Raw genomic sequence first — 21,328 nt, 5'->3', positions numbered from 1 at the left:
CCGTCGGTCCGCGAGGCACCGACGGAAGGGACAATGAGGCGATGAGCACCGACCTTGCCGGCCGACACCGGCTGCTCGGGGTCTTCGCCCACCCCGACGACGAGACGATCGCCGCCGGCTCCACCCTCGCGGTCGCGGTCGCGGCCGGCGTCGACGTCTCGGTCGTCAGCTGCACCCGCGGCGAGCGTGGCGAGGTCATCCCGCCCGAGCTGGCCCACCTCGCGGGCGACGGCGGAGCGCTTGCCGCGCGCCGCGAGTCCGAGCTCGCGGCGGCGCTGACCGAGCTGGGCGTCGACCGGCACCTGTTCCTCGACCAGGTCCCCGGCCTGGAGGGCCATCGCCCGGCCAGGTTCGTCGACTCCGGCATGACGTGGGTCGCTCCCGGCATCGCCGGCCCGGTGCCGGACGCCGGCCCCGACGCGTTCAGCCGGGTCGACGTCGAGCTGGCCGCCCGGCTGCTCGCCGTCGTCATCCGCCACTTGCGGCCGACCGTGCTGCTCACCGAGGAGCCCACCGGCGGCTACGGCCATCCCGACCACGTCCACGCCCACCGGGTGGCGATGCGCGCCGTGGAGATCGCCGCCGCGCAGGAGCCCTGGTCCCCGCCGGCCGGCGACGCCGCGGACCCGCTCGACGGGCTGCCGTCCTGGCAGGTCTCCACCGTGCTGTGGGTCGCGCAGGCGGAGCCCGACCTCCGCGAGGCGGTCGATCGGCTCGGCCGTCACCTCGCGGCCCCGGGCCACGGCGACGACGACGGCGTCCCGGCGACGAGCCTGTTCGGCGCCGACGGCCGTCCGCTCGTGGTCACCCACCTGGGTGACGCCGAGCCGGCCGGCACCGAGCTGCCGGGTCTCATCGTGCCCACCGCCGAGATCACCGCGGTGGTCGACGCGACGGCGGTCGTCGACCGGGTGCTGGGCGCGCTGCGGGCACACCGCACCCAGGTCCAGGCGGTCGCCCCGATCGCCGGCCAACCGCTGCTGGCGGGGCGGTTCGCGCTGAGCAACAACGTCCTCATGCCGCTGCTCGACCGTGCCTACATCCGGGTGGCCCCCGGCTTCGACGGCGCCGCCGACCTCGTCGCGGTGCTCACCGCCGCGACCGTCCCGAGCCCGAGCCTCGGCTCCACGCCGGTCGACCCACGCCGGGCAGCCATCGGCACCGGCGCGGCCAGCGCCCGCATGGACCGCCTCATCACCGGTGGCGGGGCTGCGGCCATCGTCATGTGCGCCGTCGTCGGGGTCGTCATGGCGATGCTCGGCACCGCCGTCCACCGGTACGAGCTCGGCGGCTGGCCGGTGGGCATGGCGGTCGGGCTCGTCGGCGTCCTCGCCGGCGCGGTCACCGCGCGTGCGGTCGCCGCCGGCAGCGGGCTGCTGACCACCGTGCTTGCCGTCGTCATGACCACCCAGGCGATGGCGTTCATCCGGCCCGGCGCCGACGTCATCGTCACCGGCCAGCCGATCGGGTACGTGTGGCTGTTCGGCGCACCAGTGATGTGCTTCGTGGCCGCGTTCCTGCCGCGGCGCTGGTTCGCCGGCACCGGGGTGGGGCGATGACCGCGACCGAAGACTTCGTCGAGAGCTACCGCGCGGTGATGCAGCGGCTGGCGGCCGGCGTCACCGTCGTCTCGCTGCGCCAGGGGGCGCTGGACCTCGCGATGACCGCGAACTCCGTCCACTCGGTCTCGCTGCGCCCGCCGATGATCCTGTTCAGCGTCCACCGCGACGCCCGGTTCCGCGAGGCGCTCGACGACGTCGACACCTGGGCGGTGAGCCTCCTCGACGGCGAGGCGCGGGTGGCGGCCGACCGGCTCGCCAGCCCGGGCCGCCCGTCCGCCGGGCAGCTCACCGGGGTGGCGCACTCCCGGGGCGCGCACAGCGACGCCGCGCTGCTCGACGACGCCCAGGGCTGGCTCGAGTGCCGCACGGCGTGGGTGAAGACCGCAGGGGACCACGACGTCGTCGTCGGGGACGTCCTCGACGCACGGCTCGGGTCGACGGCGACCGGGGCACTGGTGCACCACCTCGGGCGGCTGCGGCCGCTCGGCGGATCATGACGGGTGAGCGCCGCCGCGGCGCACCCGAGGAGAGGCAAGGACGATGAGCCCGGACACCACGCGAACCGACGACTCGCCGCTCGCCGGCTTCGAGGCGGAGACCCGTCGGCGAGACCGCCGGAGCCACGGCCGGCGTCGTCGGCGCTGGATCGTCGCGCTCGTGGTCCTCGTCGTGCTCATCGGCGGGTACCTGGCCGCCGCGTGGTACTTCGGTGAGCGGGTGCCGCGAGGCACGACCGTCGCCGGGGTCGACATCGGTGGGCTGCCTGCCGCTGACGCCGTCAGCCGGCTGGAGACCGACCTGGCCGACGCCGTCACCGCGCCGGTGCCGGTGGTGATGGGCGACTCGCAGACGACGCTCGACCCGGTGGCCGCCGGGCTGGCGGTGGACGCCGCCGCGACCGTCGACCGGCTCAGCGGGCTGTCCTTCGACCCCCGCGTGCTGTTCGCCCACCTGTTCGGCGGCAGCGACGTCGACCCGGTCGTGACGGTCGACGAGGACGCATTGCAGGCCGAGCTGACGACCGTCGCGGAGGGGCTCGACGTCGCTCCGGTCGACGGCGCCATCGAGCTGCTCGACGGCGAGGCCCAGGTCACCGAGGCGGTCGACGGCCTGGCGGTGGACGTCGACGCCGCGGCCGACGAGGTGGTCGAGCAGTGGCTGCTCGGCCCGCACCCGGTCGAGCTCACCGGCACCGCGGTCGAGCCGCACGTCACCGCCGAGGCGACGAGCACTGCGCTGAACGAGATCGCCCGGCCGCTGACCCGGTCCTCGGTCAGTGTGAGCATCGATGACCGGCTCATCGAGCTGACCCCGCAGGACCTCACCGCGGTGGCGGCCATCAGCGCCGGCGACGACGGCGTGCTGCGGCTCGAGCTCGACGGCGAGACCCTCGTCGACCTCGTGCTCGACCGGGACCCCGAGGTCACCACCGCCGCCCGTGACGCGCGGATCGTTCTCGAGGACGGCAGCCCGACGGTCGTGCCCGGCGCCACCGGGATGGACATCGACACCGACGTCCTCGTCGAGGCGGTGGCCGCCGCCGCGGTCTCCGACACCGACCGGACCGCCGTCGCCACCCTCACCGAGGTCGAGCCGGAGCTCACCACCGCCGGCGCCGAGGCTCTGGGGGTCGTGGAGGTGATCTCGGAGTTCTCCACCCCGTTCCACAACGACCCGCAGCGCACCGAGAACCTGCGGGTCGGCGCGCAGAAGATCACCAACGTCCTGGTGCAGCCGGGCGAGAGCTTCAGCCTCATCGAGTCGCTCGGCCCGATCACCACCGAGCGCGGGTTCGTCTCCTCCGGCGTCGTCGTCGACGGCCTGGAGACCAGCGGGATGGGCGGCGGGCTGTCGCAGGTCTCCACGACGGTCTTCAACGCCGCCTTCTTCGCCGGGATGGAGTTCGAGCAGTTCCAGACCCACTCCCACCACTACCCCCGGTACCCCGAGGGCCGTGAGGCGACGATGTACACCCCGAGCATCGACCTGCGGTGGAAGAACACCACGCCCTACGGCGCGCTCGTGCAGGCGTGGGTGTCCGGCGGGGAGCTCCACGTCCGGCTGTGGGGGACCGAGCACTTCGACGTGTCGACCACGACCAGCGACCGGTACAACTTCACCCAGCCGACGACCGTCTACAGCTCCGCCGCCGGCTGCGTGCCGCACGGCTCGCCGGAGCGGGGCTTCACCGTCAACGTCAGCCGCACGGTGACCCTCGGCGACGAGGTCGTGGCGGAGAACTCCTGGACGACGAGGTACATCCCCTGGGACCGCGTCGTCTGCGGCTCGGCACCGTAGGTCAGCTCGGCGGCGGGCGGCGCCGGCGCGGCGGCGGGGGCGGCGGCACCTTCTTGCCGACGACGGCGTCGCTCGCCGACACCCGGACCGGGCCCCGGCGGGTGGCGACCAAGGCGCTGTCCTCGTCCGCCTCGAGCAGGTCCCCGAGCGCGTCGGAGTAGCCGCCCTCGGCGAGCCGGTAGCGGATGACGACCCGGGTACCGACCGGCCAGTCCGCCCACAACGCTGCCACGACGCCTCCTTCTCAACCGGCCGTACCGCTGGGTGGCCCTCGGGGCGGCGCGGCGTCGGCTATGAGGGATACTAGACGGGCACCGACAGGCACGGCCGGCCGGCCGTGCAGAGGGAGGGAACCGTGACCTACGTCATCGCGCAGCCGTGCGTCGACGTCAAGGACCGTTCGTGCGTCGACGAGTGTCCAGTCGATTGCATCTATGAGGGCAACCGGATGCTGTACATCCAGCCCGACGAATGCGTCGACTGCGGCGCCTGCGAACCGGTCTGCCCCGTCGAGGCGATCTACTACGAGGACGACACCCCCGAGCAGTGGGCCGACTACTACCGGGCGAACGTGGAGTTCTTCGACGTCATCGGCTCCCCCGGTGGAGCGGCGAAGATGGGCGTCATCGACAAGGACGACCCGATGGTCGCCGCGCTGCCGCCGCAGGCCTGAGCGCGGTGGGGCTGTTCGTCGACGCGCTGCCTCAGTTCCCGTGGGACAGCCTCGACGGCGCGCGGGCGCGCGCGGGGCAGCACCCCGGCGGGATCATCGACCTGTCGATCGGTACGCCGATCGACCCGACCCCGGCGGTGGTCCGGGAGGCGCTCGTCACCGCCGCGGACGCTCCGGGCTACCCCACGACCCATGGCACCGAGGAGCTGCGCCGCGCCGTCGTCGACTGGTTCGCACGACGGCGCGGGGTCACCGACCTCACGCCGGACGCCGTGCTGCCGACGATCGGCTCCAAGGAGCTGGTCGCCGCCCTGCCGGGGCTGCTCGGCCTCGGTGAGGGCGACGTCGTCGTCCATCCCCGGATCGCCTACCCGACCTACGACGTCGGCGCCCGGCTGGTCGGCGCGACCCCGTGGCCGGCGGACGCGACGACGGCGGTCGGCCCTGGGCGGGTGCGGCTGCTGTGGCTGAACTCGCCGTCCAACCCCACCGGGCAGGTCCTCGGGGTGGCGCACCTGGCCAAGGTGGTCGCGTGGGCGCGGCAGCGCGGCGTCGTGGTCGTCAGCGACGAGTGCTACGCCGAGCTCGCGTGGGGCGAGCCGTGGGCGAGCGACGGCGTCCCGAGCCTGCTCGACCCGCGGGTCACCGGCGGCAGCCACGAGGGCCTGCTGGTGCTGTACTCCGCCAGCAAGCAGTCCAACCTCGCCGGCTACCGCGCCGCCTTCGCCGCCGGCGACCCGGCGATCGTCGACCGGCTCCTAGCGACCCGCAAGCACACCGGGATGATGATGCCGACGCCGGTGCAGGCAGCGCTGGGCGCGGCGCTGCGCGACGACGCGCACGTCGCCGCGCAGCGCGAGACCTACCGGCGCCGCCGCGAGCTGCTGCTCGCCGGTGTTCGCGCCGCGGGCCTTGAGATCGGCGCCACGAACGAGGCGGGCCTCTACCTGTGGGCGTCGATGCCGGCAGGATCGACGCTCGACGGCCGCGGCATCGTCGCTGCGCTGGCCGAGCGCGGCATCCTCGTGGCCCCGGGCGAGTTCTACGGCGCCGCGGGCGCGCGCCACGTGCGGATCGCGCTCACCGCCACCGACGAGCAGGTCGCCGCGGCGGCGGAGCGGCTGGCGTCGGCACCGATCGACGGCTGAGCGGGCGGCCGGCGGTCAGCCCGGCAGCGTCGCGCCCAGCGGCCGGTCGGCGGTGAACCCGGGCAGCACGAGGAACGTGGCGCTGGCGGTCGGCGTCGCGAAAGACATGAGGTCGTCGGTCTCGTCGAGCCGGTGCTGGGTCTGCACGAAGGTGCGCAGCTCCCGCTGGAAGCAGATGAACATCAGCCCGGCGTCCGGGTCGCCGCCGACCGAGCCGCCGTTGTCGAAGGCGTACCCGCGGCGCAGCATGAGGTGGCTGTCGGTGAACGATGGGTGGGCCGCCCGGGCGTGCGACCGGGCCGGGGTGAGGAGCTCGCCGGTGGCCGACTTGGCCAGCACGTCCACCTCGTCGTCCGGCCCGCCGCCGGAGAGCGGGGCGCCGTCGGCGCGCCGGCGGCCGATGATCGCCTCCTGCCGGGCGAGCGGCTCGGCACGGAAGCGGGTGGTGGCCAGCCGCAGGCGCCGGACGACGCAGATCGTGCCGCCGGCCAGCGGGCCGTCGGTGAGCCAGACGTGCTCGTCGAGCTCGGCCTCGCCGCGGGGCACGATGACGCCGTCGTGGAAGCCCAGCGGGCTGCGGGTGACGGTGCCGGCCCCCGGCGCCCGGAAGCCTCGCTGGGACCACTGCGGCTGTGCGCCGGGCAGCTGGGCGGCCACCCACCGTGCCGCGAGCTCGGCGCCGTTGGGGTCGCTGCTGTAGGCCGCGACGAGGAGGTCGCCGCCGCGGTGCTTGCCGGCGATCCCGTCGTCACCGGCGAACGAGGGCAGGTCCTCGGCGCCGGGCAGCGACGCGTCGACGAGCTGGACCAGCCGGGGCCCCAGCCCGATGGTGACGCTCAGGTCGCCCGGCCCGTCGAGGAGCCCCGCCCGCGCGGCGCCGTCGGAGGTGACGGCGGTGACGGCCTCGCCGGCAGTGGCGCACAGGTCGCGTAGCGTCGTCGCGCCCCGGGGCGCCGTGCCGGTGAGGGCCGGCAGCGCGAGGACGAGCACGAAGCCGTGGGCCTGGGGCGTGCCCGGCCGGTCGACCCCCGCCTGGTGCCGCCCGTGGGGCGGCACGCCGGTCGGGCGGGCGGTCGCCGCGGCCTCCGGTGCATCCGGCGTGGCGCCGGCGCCGTCCGACGAGGTGAAGGCGCCCGCGCCGGCGAACCCGCCCGCGAGACCGATGCCGGTGCCGAGGCCGAGGGTCGCCATGGCGCGAAGGACGCCCCGCCGGCTGGGTGCCTCGGCCGCCGGCGCCGGCTGGGGCGCGGGCCCGCGGGGCGCGGCCGGCTCGTCCGGCGGTGTCACGGTGCCCCCGCGGGGGCCGCCTCGTCGGTGCCGGCCTCCTCAGTGCCGGCCTCGTCGGTGAACGCCGCCGCGAAGCTCACGCCGTCGGCGTCGGCGAGGTCCACGGTGGTCCACTCGCCGGCGCCGCCGAGGCGCACCTCCATCCGGTGCAGGGTGCCGCTCTCGTCGAGCCAGTAGCGCAGCGGGGAGTCGCTGCCGTCCCCGGCGGCCGTGGAGGTCTCCGGGACGTAGACGACGTCGGCCGTCGGGGCGCTCATCACGTCGAGGGTCAGCCCGTCGAGCGTGTCCGTGCGCAGCCACCGGGCGTCGGTCTGCTGCAGCAGGAGGGGGTTGTCGGGCCGCTCGCTGCCGGCGTGGAGCACGACGGCGAGGAGCGCGTGGAGCCGCGAGGCGTCCGGCTCGAGGGTCGAGCTGGTCCAGCCCTGCGCGCCATCGGCGGTGCCGGGCGGCGGCAGCGGCACCGAGCCGTCGGCAGGGACGCCGTCGTAGGTGCTGATCCCGGCGTGGGTCCACGCGAGGAGGCTGGCCCCGGACGCAGCGCCCTCGATCCGCCCGTACCCGAGCTCGGCGGTGAAGTCGACCCAGCCAGTGACGGTGTACCGGGTGCCGGAGTCGGTCACCTCGGTCTCGATCGCCCGTGCCCCGGCGTCGAAGTTCTGGAACCGCATGGCGGCGAGGCGCTGCGACTCGTCGGTGGTCAGCGGTCGGGCTCCGGCCGAGGTGGCGGGCGCCTCGGCCGTGGCGTCGGTGGCGGTGCAGCCGCCGGCGCCGACGGCCAGCGCGACGGTCAGCACCGCCGCCGGCACCATGCGCCGCAGCTGCCGGATCATGCCGTGCCCGCGCGGTCGGCGAGCAGGGACGGCTGCGGCAGGCCGAACTGGGAGGCGGCGGGCATGTCGACCGTCGCCGGCAGCGGCGGTTGGTCGGTCCCGGTGTCCGCCAGGGTCGGCTGCGCCGGCGGCACCGGCACCTGCAGGAAGCTCATCCCGGCGGGGACCTCGGGCTGCGGGACGCCGTCGCCGGCGCCGCCGCCCGTGGGGCACGCGGCCTCGAGCAGCAGGGCGGGGGACGCCGTCGTCGCGTCGTTGTCCTCGAAGCAGTTGTCCGCTGACGGCGCACGGGCGGCGGCGACGTCGGCCAGGTCCATGCCGTTGCCGGCGAGCACGTTGCCGGTGACGCGGTTGCCGGTGGCAGCGATGTCCTCCGCGTTGCCGAGCTGGATCCCGGTCACCGGGTTGTCCTCGATCCGGTTGTCCCGCACCTCGTTGCCCTGGCCGCCGGTGATGGCCAGCCCCACGCCGAACCCGCCGAGCGCGTGCGCGGGGGAGTCGGCGCTGGCGTTGGCCGACAGCAGGTTGCCGACCGCGACGTTGCCGCGCTGGGGGGTGAAGGCCTCCTGGTAATTGGAGATCAGCGTCATCCCGATCCGGTTCCCGGAGAACCGGTTGCCCGCGATGAGCAGCGGGCCCGAGGCGTTGGCGTTCTCGAAGCCGATGGCGTTGCGCTCTGCCACGTTGGCGGTGACGAGGATGTCGCACTCCTCGCACTGACCGACGTAGAAGCCCGAGTCGGCCGACCCGGACGCGTAGGAGTCGGTGATGACGCCGTGCCGGGCGTTGAAGGCATAGATCCCGTAGAGCCCGTTGTTGTAGGCGGTGACGTGGTCGATCCGGAACCGCTCCACCGGCGGGAACTCGGCCGGGTCGAGCTCGACGTAGCCGGGCCCGCCGTGCGCCAGCGGTCCGTTCTCGTCGTGCATCCCGGTGACGAGGACGCCGTAGAAGAGCGTGGAGTGCACCGTGAGGTTCTCGATCCGCACGCCGTCCGCGTGCGCGAACACGCCGAAGCTGCGCAGGCCCTCGCCGTCGATCACGGTGGCGTTGCGGTCGCTGCCGCGCAGCGTGACGTCCGCCTTGTCGATGGTCACCTCCTCCGGGTAGGTGCCGGCCTCGACCAGCACCGTGCCGCCAGGGCTCACCAGGTCGATGCCCGCGGAGATCGTCGGGGCGTCCTCGGGGACCCGGACGAGGGGCCGCTCGTCGTCGACCTCGGCGGCCGCGGGCTCGTCGGGTGCCGGACCGGTCGCCGCGCAGCCGACGAGGGCGAGGGCGAGCAGGGCAGCGCTCGCGGCGACGCGGCGGCCCTCCCGGAACCGCTGGAGAAGCATGGTGCGAGTCTATGGAGGCCGAGCGGGCCGCAGGCGGCGCGCCACGTGCGGATCCGTTGCGTCATACCATTCGTCACCCGGGTCTCACCCCGGTTTCACCCCGCCTTCACGCCCGGATTGTCTGGCTCCTCGGTTGCGGTAGCGCCGATGCTCGTGGGGGCTCCTTGTATCTGGCAGGGGACATCTGCGCGCTCACGCGTGCACCGAGGAAGGAACTTGACGTTGGGCGATGCACGGGTGGGCGAGAGAACAGCGGCGCCGGGTAGGCGATCACGCAGATCAACGGGGAAGGCGCGACGGGGCGCCGCCACGCTCGGGATTGCCGGGCTGGTGGGCTCGATGCTCACCGGGGCGGTGCTGCCGCTGACGGCGACCGCCGCGGTCGAGGACGAGATCACCGGCACGATCTGGCAGGACTACGACTCCAACGGCGTATTCGACTCCTTTGAGTCCGGGCTGGCCGGCATCGAGGTCATCGCCTACGACGGCGAGGGCAACGTGGCGGGCCCGGCGACCACGGGCGAGGACGGCAACTACGTGCTGCCGGTCACCAGCGACGCCGACCGGTGGCGAGTCGAGGCGAACCTGCCCGACACCCCGCAGTGGTCCCAGTGGCGCGACTCCGTCGTTGGCCGCGCAGGCGAGCCGTCCAACGGGACCACCGTGCAGTTCGCCGACGTCGCCGACGGCGTCGGCGCGTCCGGCGTGGACTTCTCCTTCCAGGTGCCCAGCGCCTACGTCGAGAACAACCCGAACGTCTTCGTCCCGGTCATGCACTACGGCCCCTCCGACGGTATGAACGCCACCGCGGCCGCCGGCACGACCATCCGCTACGACGCGGAGAGTCCGGCCGGGGGCGCCCTGGTGCCGCAGACGGCCCAGGTGCCCTTCTCCCAGGTCGGTGCCACGAACGGGTCCGCGGTGGCCCGGCCGACCGCCCCCGGCGAGCCGGCGACGGTCCTCACCGCCGCCTACATCCGCCGGCACGTCGGCGTCGGGCCCGAGGGTATCGGTGCGATCTACCGGGTGACGCCCGACGGCGACAGCTGGGAGGTGCCGACGGCGTCCGCGGACCTCTACGTCGATGTCACCGACTTCGGCATCGACCTCGGCGGCCCCGATCAGTCGGCGCCGGCCGGGGACCCGCACGGGCTTCGTCCGGACGTCACTGCTGACAACCCGCAGTACGACTGGATGCGCGACGCGCAGGCGTGGGGCCAGGTCGGCCGTTCCGGACTGGGAACCATCGCGCTGTCCGCCGACGAGCAGTACCTCTACGCCGTCAACCTGCACAACCGTTCACTGATCCAGGTCGAGACGGGTGGCTCCGTCGACCTCCTGCCGGCAAACGTCACGGAGATCGAGCTGGACGAGTACTTCCCGGACGACAGCGACCTGCGCCCGTACGGCGTCTCGGCGAACCCGCTGACGAACGAGATGTACCTGACCGTGACGGACACCGCAGAGACGACCCAGGACGTCGCGGACCTCCACGGTTACGTCTACAGCTTCGACCCGGCCAACCCGGGCGACCTGCGCGAGGTGCTGAGCTTCCCGCTCGACTTCACTCGCACCGGGTTCAACCCGACCTGGTTCCCGTGGGCGACGGACATCAGCGATATCCGCCTCCAGGGTGCCGTGATCCGCTCAGCGATGCCGGTGGTCGGCGACGCCAAGTACCTGCACGGCGACCTCGTCATCGGGGTGCGCGACCTTGCCGGTGACCTCTTCGGCGGGCAGGCGTACATCTCGGGAGACCCGGCGGACGGCAACGCGGTGAGCGCCCAGATCCGCTCGGAGGGTGACGTCTACATCGCAGCCCCGGCCGGCGACGGCAGCTTCGTGCTCGAGGACAACGGCGTGCACCGTGGCATCGACGGGGACGGGGCGGCCCAGGGCGACGGCGGGCCCGGTGGCCTGCGCTACTTCGACACCGGCTACACGCAGTTCAACCAGGACAACGAGGCGCTCGGCTCGATCGTCGTGGTGCCCAGCCGGGCCGACGGCGTGCTGACGACCGGCGTGCACGCCGCCAACGGTGCCGGCCAGTCCGGTGTCCGGCGACTGTTCCAGGAGGGGGGACAGGCGCACGACCCTCGGGGCGCAGTGATCATCCACGGGTTCCAGCAGCAGCCGGACGTGACGTCCAAGGGCAACGGGCTCGGCTCCGCCGCCGCCCTCGCCTCAGCTGCCCCGATCGAGATCGGGAACTACGTCTGGTACGACGTCGACAACGACGGCGTGCAGGACCCGGACGAGGCCCCGGTCGAGGGCGCCACCGTCAACCTCTACGAGGTCGCCGAGGACGGCACCCGCACACTGGTGTCGACGACCACGACCAGCGCGCTGGGCGAGTACTACTTCTCCTCCAACGACGAGGCGTACGCCCTGGCGACGAACACGGACTACGTCGTCGGGATCGACGCTGCGGCGGACTACGCCGAGGGCGGGCCACTGTTCGGGTGGTACCCGACCGTCGAGAACACCGGTGACGAGGGTTCGCTCGACGCGGACCGCAACGACTCCGACGGCATCGTCGAGGAGACCGCGGACGGGTCCTTCCCGTACGCGGCCATCACGACCGGCGGGCCCGGCGAGAACGACCACACGATCGACTTCGGGTACTCCCAGGTCGACTACGAGTTCGACAAGAGCACCGTGTCCGGCCCCGTCGAGAACGGTGACGGCACGTGGACGGTGACCTACGACCTCGTCGTGGGCAACCCCTCGGACGTCGGCGGCTCCTACGAGCTGAGCGACGACCTCACCGGCTACGGCGCGGGCATCGAGGTGGTGGCCACCGAGGTGCTCGACGGCCCCACCGGCGCAGCCCTCAACGAGGACTGGGACGGGACCGAGGACCAGGCGGTCATCACCGAGTCCTTCCCGATCGCCGCGGGCTCCACCGAGGAAGCCGGCACCGCGCACGCCTACACCCTTGAGGTGACGGTGGCGCTGTCGGTCGACGAGGTCACCGGTGAGGTGCTGGCCGGCACCGAGGCGCTGACCTGCACGCCCGACCAGGTCCCCGGCGCGGGGACGACCGGCCTGTTCAACGCCGCGACGCTCGTCCCGGCCGGCCATGAGAACATCACCGACACCGAGTGCGGTGACCTGCCGCGCGTCGAGCTGGACAAGACGGTGGCCTCCGAGCCGACCGTCGTCGACCGCGACGAGCTGCCCGGGGTCTGGGAGGTCGTCTACGGCCTCACCGTGACCAACGAGACCGCCGTCGACACGACGTACGACCTCGTCGACAGCCTGCGCTTCGGCACCGGCGTCGACATCGTCTCTGTCGAGGCCGCGTCGGTCGATCCGGCCGGCGTGACGCTCAACGCCGACTTCGACGGCGTCAGCGACACCCTCGTGGTGGCGGACCAGCCGATCGACGGCGACGCCGTGCACACCTACGAGGTCACGGTCCGCTACACGCTCGACCTGCCCAACCCGCCCGCGCAGCCGGACCCGTCCGACTGCTCGCTCGTCGAGGGCTCCACGGAGAGCACCGGCCTGCTCAACGGCGCCACGGTGACCTACAACGGCTACCCGAGCACCGACAGCGACTGCCGTGAGGTCGGTCAACCGACCCACGACAAGGAGCTCGTCTCGGCCGTACCGGTCGGCGACGGCCAGTGGGCGGTCGTCTACGACATCACGGTGGCCAACCTCGGCGCCGGGGCGACCCTGTACGACCTCGACGACACGCTGCGCTACGCCGAGGGCATCACGGTCGTCTCGACCGACGTCGTCGACCTCCCGCCTGGCGTCACGCCGGCGGAGCCGGCGTGGGACGGTGCGGAGGCCACGCGGATCGCGACGAGCGTCCCGCTGGCGGGCACGGGCGACGGGGACTACGCGCCGCACGTGTACCGGCTCGAGGTACTGGCGGACGTGCCGCTGCAGCTCCCCGGTGCCGGCTCGGGCGACGACACCGACCCGACGGTCTGCGCCGACCTGGGTGGCGACCCCACCCTGGCGCGGGCGCTGACCAACACCTCGACGCTGACCGACGAGTCCGGCCTCACCGAGGACGACTTCGCCTGCGCGGAGCCGCCGTCGATCAGCATCGACAAGGGCATCTCCGAGGGGCCGGTCGCAGGCGGCGACGGCACCTGGACGGTGACCTACGACATCGTCGCGACCAACAACGGTGGCGGCGAGGGCGTCTACGACGTCTCCGACGCCATGGACCCCTCTGGCGACCTCGTGGTGGAGGACACCGCGGTGGTCACCACGCCGGACGGCGTCAGCGCGCTGGAGGCCTGGACCGGTCTGGGCGAGGACGGCGCGGTGGAGAACCTCATCGCGGCCGACGTCCCGCTCGCGGGCGGCGAGGTGCACACCTACCAGGTGGAGGTCGTCCTGTCGGTCGACGCCACCGACGGTGTCGTGCCCGTCGTCACCCAGTGCTCGGCACTGGGCGAGGGCGAGACCGGCGGGCTGTCCAACTCGGCGGGCCTCGAGCACAACGACCTGACCGACGAGGCCACGGCCTGCGTGACGGTGGGCTACGTCCAGCTGGGCAAGACCATCAGCGAGGGCCCCACGGCCAACGGTGACGGCACCTTCACGGTGCTCTACGACGTCGTCGCCGAGAACGTCGGCGGCGCGGCCGCGGACTACGAGATCACCGACCGCCTCATGTTCGGCGGCGACGTGCAGCTCGAGTCGGCCGCCGTGGTCACCGCGCCCGAGGGCGTGGAGACGAACGCGGACTGGACTGGACTCGGGGACGCCGGCGCGGACGAGAACGTCATCGCCCAGGGCGTCACGCTCGAGGCGGAGGGCACGCACACCTACCAGGTGCAGGCCGTCGTCTCGCTCGACGAGGCCGAGCTGGACCTGTCCACGCTGCAGTGCCCGCCGCCCGGCTCGGCCGGCACGGGTGGCCTCGCGAACTCCGCGGGCCTCACCCACAACGGGATCGTCGCCGTCGGCGAGGCCTGCGCCTCCCTGCCGGTCATCGAGCTCGACAAGACCGTGAGCGAGGGCCCGGTCGCCAACGGCGACTTCACCTGGACGATCACCTACGACGTCGTCGTGGAGAACGTCGGTGAGGCCACCGGCACGTACGACGTGGCCGACGAGCTGCGCTACGGCCCCGGTGCGGTCATCGAGTCCGCAGCCGTCGTCACGACGCCGACGGACGTCGCCATCCCGGCCGACTGGACCGGGCAGGGCGAGACGGGCTCGGAGGGGAACGTCATCGCTGAGGGCGTCACGCTCGAGGCCGGCGGGCTGCACACCTACCAGGTGGAGGTCGTCGTCTCGCTCGACATGGACGTGGCCGTTCCCGGGGGCCTGCAGTGCCCCGAGCCCGGCTCCGGCGAGGCCGGCGGGCTGACCAACACCGCCGGCGTGGTCCACAACGGCGAGTCCGCGGACGCCGTTGCCTGTGCGGCGCTCGAGGTGCCCGCGTTGGAGCTGACCAAGAGCTCGGACCCGGCGTCCGGCGAGACGGTCCTGCCCGGCGAGGTCATCACCTACACGGTGACCGGGACGAACACCGGTGAGACGGTGCTCGACCCGGCCGTCCTCACCGACGACCTGTCCGGTGTGCTCGCCCACGCGGGCTACAACGACGACGTCACCGCGACCATCGGTGGGGTCGCGACCGGCGAGGTCGCCCTCGAGGGCACCACGCTGACCTGGACCGGTGTCCTGGCCGCCGGCCAGGAGGTCGAGCTCACCTACTCGGTGACCGTGGACGAGGATGCCGCCGGTGCGGTCGTCGACAACATCGTCACCGGCTCGGCGACGCCGCCCAACGGCCCGCCGATCGTGCCGCCGCCGGGTCAGACGGAGCACCCGGTCCCCGGCTTCGACCTGGACAAGGTCTCCGACCCGTCGTCGGGTTCCACGGTGCTGCCCGGCGAGGACATCACCTACACGGTGACCGGCACGAACACCGGCGCCACTGTCCTCGACCCGGTCGTCATCACCGACGACCTGTCCGAGGTCCTCGCCCACGCCGAGTACAACGGTGACGCCGTCGCCGTCGTCGACGGCGAGGAGGCCGGCGAGCTGGCCGTGGTCGGCACCACGCTCACCTGGACCGGCGAGCTGGCCGTGGGCCAGAGCGTGACGATCACCTACTCGGTGGCCGTGGACGAGGACGCCGCCGGCGCGGTGGTCGCCAACACCGTCACCGGTGAGGCGACCCCGCCCGGGCTCCCGCCGCTCGTCCCGCCGCCGGTCGGCACCGAGCACCCGGTTCCCGGGTTCGAGATCACCAAGATCTCCGACCCGGCCTCGGGCACGGTGGTCGACGCCAGTGAGGTCATCACCTACACGGTGACCGGCACGAACACCGGTGCCACGGTGCTGGACCCGGTCGTGCTGACCGACGACATGTCCGAGGTCCTGGCGCACGCCGAGTACAACGTGGACGCGGTCGCCGTGGTCGGCGACGCCGAGTCCGGCGAGCTCGTGCTCGAGGGCACGACGCTCACCTGGACCGGTGTGCTGGCCGTCGGCGAGCAGGTCACGGTGAGTTACTCGGTCACGGTGAACGAGGACGCCGCCGGCGCCCTGGTCACCAACACGGTGACCGGTGAGGGCACCCCGCCGGGGCGCCCGCCGCTGGACCCGCCGCCGGTGACCACCGAGCACCCCGTCCCGGTCCCCGGCTTCGACCTGCGCAAGGCATCGGACCCGGTCTCGGGCACCGAGGTCCACCCCGGTGAGGTCGTCACCTACACGGTGACGGGCACGAACACCGGCGAGACCGCACTGGACCCGGTCGTCATCACCGACGACCTGTCCGAGGTGCTCGCGCACGCCGAGTCCAACGGTGACGCCGTCGCCGTCGTGGGAGAGGAGGAGGCCGGCGAGCTGGTGCTCGAGGGCACCACGCTCACCTGGACCGGTGCGCTGGCCGTCGGCGAGCAGGTGAAGATCACCTACTCGGTGACCGTCAGCCCGGAGGCCTCCGGGCAGCTGCTCACCAACACGGTGACCGGCCAGGCGACCCCGCCCGGGGCGCCGCCGATCGTGCCGCCGCCCACGAGCACCGAGCACCCGGTGCCGGTGCCCGGCTTCGAGCTGGACAAGACCTCCGATCCGATCTCGGGCTCCACGGTCATGCCCGGCGAGACCATCACCTACACGGTGACGGGGACGAACACCGGTGGCACGGTCCTCGACCCGGTCGTCATCACCGACGACCTGTCCGAGGTGCTGAACCACGCCGACTACAACGGTGACGCCGTCGCCGTCGTCGGGCAGGACCTCGCCGGCGAGCTCGTCGTCGAGGGCACCGCGCTCGCCTGGGCCGGTCAGCTGGCCGTGGGCGAACAGGTGACCATCACCTACTCCGTGACGGTCCACGAGGACGCCGCCGGCGCCGTCGTGACCAACACCGTCGCAGGCGCGGCGACCCCGCCGGGGCTCCCGCCGATCGTGCCGCCCGAGGTGAGCACCGAGCACCCCGTGCCCGGGTTCGAGCTCGACAAGGTCTCCGACCCGGAGTCCGGCACAGAGGTTCGCCCCGGTGAGCGCATCACCTACACGGTGACCGGCACGAACACCGGTGCCACCGTCCTCGACCCGGTCGTCATCACCGACGACCTGTCCGAGGTCCTCGCGCACGCCGAGTACAACGGTGACGCCGTCGCCGTCATCGGCGAGGACGAGGCCGGCGAGCTGGCCGTGGTCGGCTCCACGCTGACCTGGGACGGCGAGCTCGCCGTCGGCGAGGAGGTGACGATCACCTACTCGGTGACCGTGGACGAGGACGCCGCCGGCGTCACCGTGCGCAACGTCGTCAGCGGTGAGGCAACCCCGCCCGGGGGGACCACCCTGGTCCCGCCGCCGGTGGGCACCGAGCACCCGGTTCCCGAGCTGGGCGCCGGTGGCACCACGCCGCGGCCGGGTCTGCCGACCACCGGTACCCACGCCCTGGCCGCCGGGCTGAGCGCGCTGCTGCTCCTCGGAGCGGGCGCCACCCTGGTCGGCCGCCGTCGGCAGTGGCAGCGGTAGCCGCGGGCTGACGCCCACATCGTGAGGGCCGGGACACACCGTCCCGGCCCTCACGTCTGCCCAGACCTGCCGTCCACGTTCCCCGCGGACACCGCGGTAGTCCAGAGGACGGCCCGGCGTCCACGTTCCACCGGCCACGGTCGGTGGTGGCGCACTGCCCGTAGGCTGTGCCCTGCCGTACGAACATTTCCCATCATGGGGTGAGATTGGAGTGTCAATGGCGCGAGTTGCCGCTGCCTTCCGCCAGGACGACAGCAGCGACGCCGGAGCTCCGTACGGTGCCGGTCGACTGATGCTCAACGCGCGCCTCATCGACCGGATGGCTGCTCCCGGCCCGAACGCCACGATCACCTTCAGCGGATCCGGCTCGACCGCTGCAGCCTTCGTGCGGGAGTGGGCGCGGCACGTCGGGACGGATGCCGTCTGGCTGGACGCGGCCGCCGTCGAGCTTGCCGAGTCGGTGGCGTGGGACCGGTTGCTCGCCACCGTGGCCGAGGGCGGGCCGGGCACGACGGTGGTGCTGAGACTGCCCGAGCCGGCCGAGCTGCCCGTCGACCTCGCGGTGCTGGACCGGCTCCGGGAGCGCGCCGAGCAGCTGCGCGTCGTCGTCATCGAGCCGGGCCGGGCGCACGGCGGCGTCCTCGAGAGCATGGGGCTGCGACCCGACGCCGTCATCACCGCACGGGAGCTGTGCCTCACACAGCACGAGCTCACCGAGATCACCGGTGCCGCCGGCATGTCGTTGGACGAATCGGACGTCGCGACGCTGCACCGCTGGACCGGCGGCCTGCCCATCGCGGTCGAGAGCCTCCTCCAGACCATCGGTGACCACGGGCCGACGCCGACCTCCTTCGACCGGGCCGCGGAGGTGATCGCCGACCGGATCTCGCGCGGGACCACCGGCGGGGACCTCGCGCTGGCGGAGCGGCAGGCGCTGCTGCTGACCGGTGTCCCTGAGTACTTCACCGCCGGGCTGCTCGAGGACCTGCTGCCCGACTGGCACGAGATGCCACTGGTGCGGCTGCTCGACGGCGCGGGGCTGCTCCGCGTCGTCGACGGCGCTCGCACCGAGACCACGTACGAGCTGCCCTCGCTCGTCCGGGCTGCGCTGGCCCGGCGCCTCCCGCTCGAGGTGGACGAGGCCGAGCGGCAGCGGGCCACCGACATCACCGCCCGGTGGCTGATCGCCAACGGCGACCTCGCCGGTGCGGTGCGGACGGTGACCACTCACGGCACCGAGCAGGCGCTGGTCGACCTGCTCGCCACCCACTGGGCGCGGCTCGCCACGCTGCCGGCCGGCCGGGTCCGGTTCCTCCTCACCCGCCTCGGTGGCGCCGGCCGGCGGGACGCGCGGATCCTCGTCGCCCACGTGCGGGCGATCGTTGACATCACGCACACCGGCCATCCCGGGATCGTCACGGAATCCGAGCGGCTGCAGGCCGCGCTGCTGCTCGACCACGCGGTCACCCTCGGTCACGGCGAGCACGGCGCGGGCCTGGCGACCGCCGTCGGCGTGCTGAGGGCGGTGCTCGCCCGGATCGCCGGACGCCACGAGGAGGCGTTGGACCACCACCGCCAGGCGACGGTCGCCCCCGGTGGCGGAGTCCCGGGCGACGTCGTCGTCGCCGGGCTGGTCCAGCACAGCCTCACCTTGCTCCGCAGCGGCAGCTTTACGGCGGCGGCCACCGAGCTCGACCGGGCGGAGGGGGTCCGGGCGGCCCACCCCGCCGGGGGCGACCCAGGCTTCGCCCGGGCGCTCAGTCTCCTCGTGGCCCAGCTCGGTGCCGGCCAGGTGGGCCACCTGCCGGACCCAGGTACCGGGCGCGACGCGCCGGCCGCCGCGCCGCGTCGGCTGGCGGAGGCGATCGCCGGCCTCTACCGGCTCGATCTCGCGGCCATCCGCACCCTGCTCCGTCACCGCGCGGAGCCGTTCGCCGACCCGCTGCTCGGTGTCCTCGCCGTCCAGCTGGAGTCTGTCGCGCACATTCTCTCCGGCACACCCGAGGTCGGGCTGGAGACGCTCGGGATGGCTGAGCACGGCATCGAACGCAGCCGGCTCACGCACTACGAGCGTCAGCTGCTGAGGCTCGTGCGCGCCGAGCTCGTGCTCGCCGACGGTGACGCCGACCTCGCGCTGGCGCTCGTCGACGAGCTCACGCCTGCCCCGCACCCGCAGCTGCCGATCCCGCTGGTCCGAGCGCAGGCACTGCTCGCGCTCGGTCACCCGGGTGACGCCGTCGGCCTCCTCCACGCCCACTCGGCCGGGGCCGACGGGAGCCGGTACCGGGTCTGGGCCCTGGTGCTCACGGCTGCCGCGCTGCGTGCCACCGGCGACCGTGCGGGGTCCGACCGTGCGCTGCAGCGGAGCCTCGCGCTCGCCGTCCGCACCGACGTCCTGCTGCCGTTCGCGCGCCAGGGGACGGCCTCCTTCGAGGCCCTCCTCAGCCAGGCGGGCCAGCTCGACCTCGAGCAGCGCTCGGCCGACCTGGTCGGCCGGCTGGCGAAGGTGCGCGACTCGTTGCGGCTGCTCGCCCGGCCGGTGCGCCTCACCGACCGGGAACGCACCCTCCTGCGCCAGCTGGCTCACGTCGCCTCGATCCGCCGGCTGGCTGGCCTGCTCTTCGTCTCACCGAACACGGTGAAGTCCCAGCTGCGCAGCATCTACCGCAAGCTCGGCGTCTCCAGCAGGGGAGACGCGCTCGCGATGAGCCGTGCGCTGGGCCTCCTCCCGGCCGAGACGTTGGCGTCCCGGGCAGCAGGTCCGCCGTCTTGGCGATCGCCGGACATGGCTTAGTCTTTGAAGGATTCACGACAACTTCAGGCCGGTCAGGCCCGCTGGGAGACACCCGGCTGGGGCCGCCGGTGACCGGGGACCTCCCCGGCCCACGTATCCCGAGGAGGGGAACCCATGTCCGATGCCACTCTCAGCCCGGCGACGTTCGCGGTCGATGGCAAGCAGCTCGAGTTCGCGAGGGTGCCGGCGCGTGAGGGCAACGACGGGGTGGCGATCTCGTCCCTCCTCAAGGAGACCGGGCTGGTCACGCTCGACGCCGGCTTCATGAACACCGCCTCGACGACGTCGGCGATCACCTACATCGACGGCGACCAGGGCATCCTGCGCTACCGCGGCTACCCGATCGACCAGCTCGCCAAGAGCTCGTCCTTCATCGAGACCGCCTACCTGCTCATCTACGGCGAGCTGCCCGACGCCGAGACGCTGGACGCCGTCACCCGCCGCGTCAAGCGCCACACCATCCTCCATGAGGACTTCAAGGCGTTCTTCACCGCCTTCCCGCGCAACGGGCACCCGATGGCGGTGCTGCAGGCCGGGATCGCGGCGCTGGCGACGTACTACCAGCACACCCTGGACCCCAAGGACCCCTACCAGCGCGAGCTGTCCACGGTCCTGCTGATGGCCAAGGTGCCGACGATGATCGCCTACATCGCCAAGCGCGCGAACGGCCTGCCGCTGCTCTACCCGGACGCCTCGAAGGGCTACGTCGAGGACTTCCTGCGGATGACCTTCGCGCTGCCCTACCAGCACGACGACATGGACCCGGCGATGGTGCGGGCGATGGAGATGCTGCTCATCCTCCACGCCGACCACGAGCAGAACTGCTCGACCTCGACGGTGCGGATGGTCGGCTCCTCGAACGCCAACATCTACGCCTCGATCGCCGCCGGCGTCGGCGCGCTCTCCGGCCCGCTGCACGGCGGCGCCAACGAGGCCGTGCTCACCATGCTCGACGACATCAAGGCCCAGGGCGGCGGCGTCAAGGACTTCATGACGAAGGTGAAGAACAAGGAGGACGGCGTCCGCCTCATGGGCTTCGGGCACCGGGTCTACAAGAACTACGACCCCCGCGCCGCGATCGTCAAGGACGCCGCCCACGAGGTGCTCGGCAACCTCGGCAAGTCCGACGAGCTGCTCGAGATCGCCATGGGCCTGGAGGAGATCGCGCTCAACGACGAGTACTTCATCGAGCGCAAGCTCTACCCGAACGTCGACTTCTACACCGGCCTCATCTACAAGGCGATGGGCTTCCCCACGCAGATGTTCACCCCGCTGTTCGCGATGGGCCGGCTGCCCGGCTGGATCGCGCAGTACCGCGAGATGATCGCCGACCCGACGACGAAGATCGGTCGCCCGCGCCAGGTGTACGTCGGCGAGACCGAGCGCGACTACGTCGACATCTCCGGGCGCTGACCGGCC

General features: G+C 73.0%; 12 protein-coding genes. 8 read left to right on the top strand and 4 right to left on the bottom strand.

Annotated elements, in window-relative coordinates; all coding sequences use genetic code 11:
* Positions 1-41 precede the first annotated feature (41 nt).
* Genes V2J52_RS15965 through V2J52_RS15955 form a run of 3 tightly spaced genes read left to right on the top strand, consistent with a single transcriptional unit; the run spans position 42 to position 3,860 of the window.
* Positions 42-1,559, top strand: coding sequence for a PIG-L family deacetylase (locus tag V2J52_RS15965; protein WP_331228729.1), 1,518 nt, complete (start codon positions 42-44; stop codon positions 1,557-1,559).
* Positions 1,556-2,059: a flavin reductase family protein gene (locus V2J52_RS15960; RefSeq protein ID WP_331228728.1), complete on the top strand. Its 504-nt coding sequence runs from the start codon at positions 1,556-1,558 to the stop codon at positions 2,057-2,059. Before V2J52_RS15965 ends, V2J52_RS15960 begins: the two co-directional genes overlap by 4 nt.
* Before the next feature lie 43 nt (positions 2,060-2,102).
* Entirely contained in the window at positions 2,103-3,860 is a 1,758-nt protein-coding gene (locus tag V2J52_RS15955; RefSeq protein WP_331228727.1) for a VanW family protein, read from the top strand.
* 1 nt (position 3,861) lies between these two features.
* Here the strand turns inward: V2J52_RS15955 and V2J52_RS15950 are convergent, their stop codons facing one another.
* Complete coding sequence (locus tag V2J52_RS15950) at positions 3,862-4,092, bottom strand: putative acetyltransferase (protein WP_331228726.1); 231 nt, start codon at positions 4,090-4,092, stop codon at positions 3,862-3,864.
* Positions 4,093-4,215: 123 nt separating this feature from the next.
* On the opposite strand from V2J52_RS15950, the gene fdxA reads away from it, so the two are divergent.
* Both fdxA and dapC read left to right on the top strand, forming a co-directional pair.
* Positions 4,216-4,533, top strand: coding sequence for a ferredoxin (gene fdxA / locus V2J52_RS15945; protein ID WP_331228725.1), 318 nt, complete (start codon positions 4,216-4,218; stop codon positions 4,531-4,533).
* A 5-nt stretch (positions 4,534-4,538) separates the two neighbouring features.
* Entirely contained in the window at positions 4,539-5,681 is a 1,143-nt protein-coding gene (gene dapC, locus V2J52_RS15940) for a succinyldiaminopimelate transaminase (protein ID WP_331228724.1), read from the top strand.
* 15 nt (positions 5,682-5,696) lie between these two features.
* On the opposite strand, the gene V2J52_RS15935 is transcribed toward dapC, so the two are convergent.
* From V2J52_RS15935 to V2J52_RS15925, 3 genes are read right to left on the bottom strand one after another with little or no spacing between them, the layout of a single operon-like run.
* The gene (locus tag V2J52_RS15935; RefSeq protein WP_331228723.1) at positions 5,697-6,968 is read right to left on the bottom strand and encodes a Dyp-type peroxidase; all 1,272 of its coding nucleotides are present in this window, start codon (positions 6,966-6,968) and stop codon (positions 5,697-5,699) included.
* On the bottom strand, positions 6,965-7,798 hold the full coding sequence (locus V2J52_RS15930; protein ID WP_331228722.1) for a hypothetical protein: 834 nt from the start codon (positions 7,796-7,798) through the stop codon (positions 6,965-6,967). The genes V2J52_RS15935 and V2J52_RS15930 overlap by 4 nt, the downstream gene beginning before the upstream one ends.
* Positions 7,795-9,135: a right-handed parallel beta-helix repeat-containing protein gene (locus V2J52_RS15925; protein ID WP_331228721.1), complete on the bottom strand. Its 1,341-nt coding sequence runs from the start codon at positions 9,133-9,135 to the stop codon at positions 7,795-7,797. The genes V2J52_RS15930 and V2J52_RS15925 overlap by 4 nt, the downstream gene beginning before the upstream one ends.
* 339 nt (positions 9,136-9,474) lie before the next feature.
* Here V2J52_RS15925 and V2J52_RS15920 point away from each other — a divergent pair, with 339 nt between their 5' ends.
* The 3 genes from V2J52_RS15920 (at position 9,475) to V2J52_RS15910 (ending at position 21,322) form a co-directional block, all read left to right on the top strand.
* Positions 9,475-17,115, top strand: a complete 7,641-nt coding sequence (locus V2J52_RS15920; protein ID WP_331228720.1) for a DUF7927 domain-containing protein — start codon at positions 9,475-9,477, stop codon at positions 17,113-17,115.
* A gap of 217 nt (positions 17,116-17,332) precedes the next feature.
* Positions 17,333-19,909 (top strand): LuxR C-terminal-related transcriptional regulator, encoded by a 2,577-nt coding sequence (locus V2J52_RS15915; RefSeq protein WP_331228719.1) that lies wholly within the window; start codon positions 17,333-17,335, stop codon positions 19,907-19,909.
* Between the two features lie 114 nt (positions 19,910-20,023).
* Positions 20,024-21,322: a citrate synthase gene (locus V2J52_RS15910; protein ID WP_331228718.1), complete on the top strand. Its 1,299-nt coding sequence runs from the start codon at positions 20,024-20,026 to the stop codon at positions 21,320-21,322.
* Positions 21,323-21,328 lie beyond the last annotated feature (6 nt).

Source organism: Georgenia sunbinii, assembly GCF_036421875.1.
In the GTDB taxonomy this organism is placed as follows: domain Bacteria; phylum Actinomycetota; class Actinomycetes; order Actinomycetales; family Actinomycetaceae; genus Georgenia_B; species Georgenia_B sunbinii.
The sequence above is the reverse complement of the archived record's forward strand: the minus strand, read 5'-3'. Positions and strand labels throughout refer to the sequence as shown.

Coding starts and splice junctions, on each gene's coding strand:
- V2J52_RS15955 (WP_331228727.1), top strand. CDS start 2,103: ATGAGCCCGGACACCACGCGAACCGACGACTCGCCGCTCGCCGGCTTC.
- V2J52_RS15930 (WP_331228722.1), bottom strand. CDS start 7,798: ATGATCCGGCAGCTGCGGCGCATGGTGCCGGCGGCGGTGCTGACCGTC.
- V2J52_RS15915 (WP_331228719.1), top strand. CDS start 17,333: ATGGCGCGAGTTGCCGCTGCCTTCCGCCAGGACGACAGCAGCGACGCC.
- V2J52_RS15965 (WP_331228729.1), top strand. CDS start 42: ATGAGCACCGACCTTGCCGGCCGACACCGGCTGCTCGGGGTCTTCGCC.
- V2J52_RS15925 (WP_331228721.1), bottom strand. CDS start 9,135: ATGCTTCTCCAGCGGTTCCGGGAGGGCCGCCGCGTCGCCGCGAGCGCT.
- V2J52_RS15920 (WP_331228720.1), top strand. CDS start 9,475: ATGCTCACCGGGGCGGTGCTGCCGCTGACGGCGACCGCCGCGGTCGAG.
- V2J52_RS15910 (WP_331228718.1), top strand. CDS start 20,024: ATGTCCGATGCCACTCTCAGCCCGGCGACGTTCGCGGTCGATGGCAAG.
- V2J52_RS15960 (WP_331228728.1), top strand. CDS start 1,556: ATGACCGCGACCGAAGACTTCGTCGAGAGCTACCGCGCGGTGATGCAG.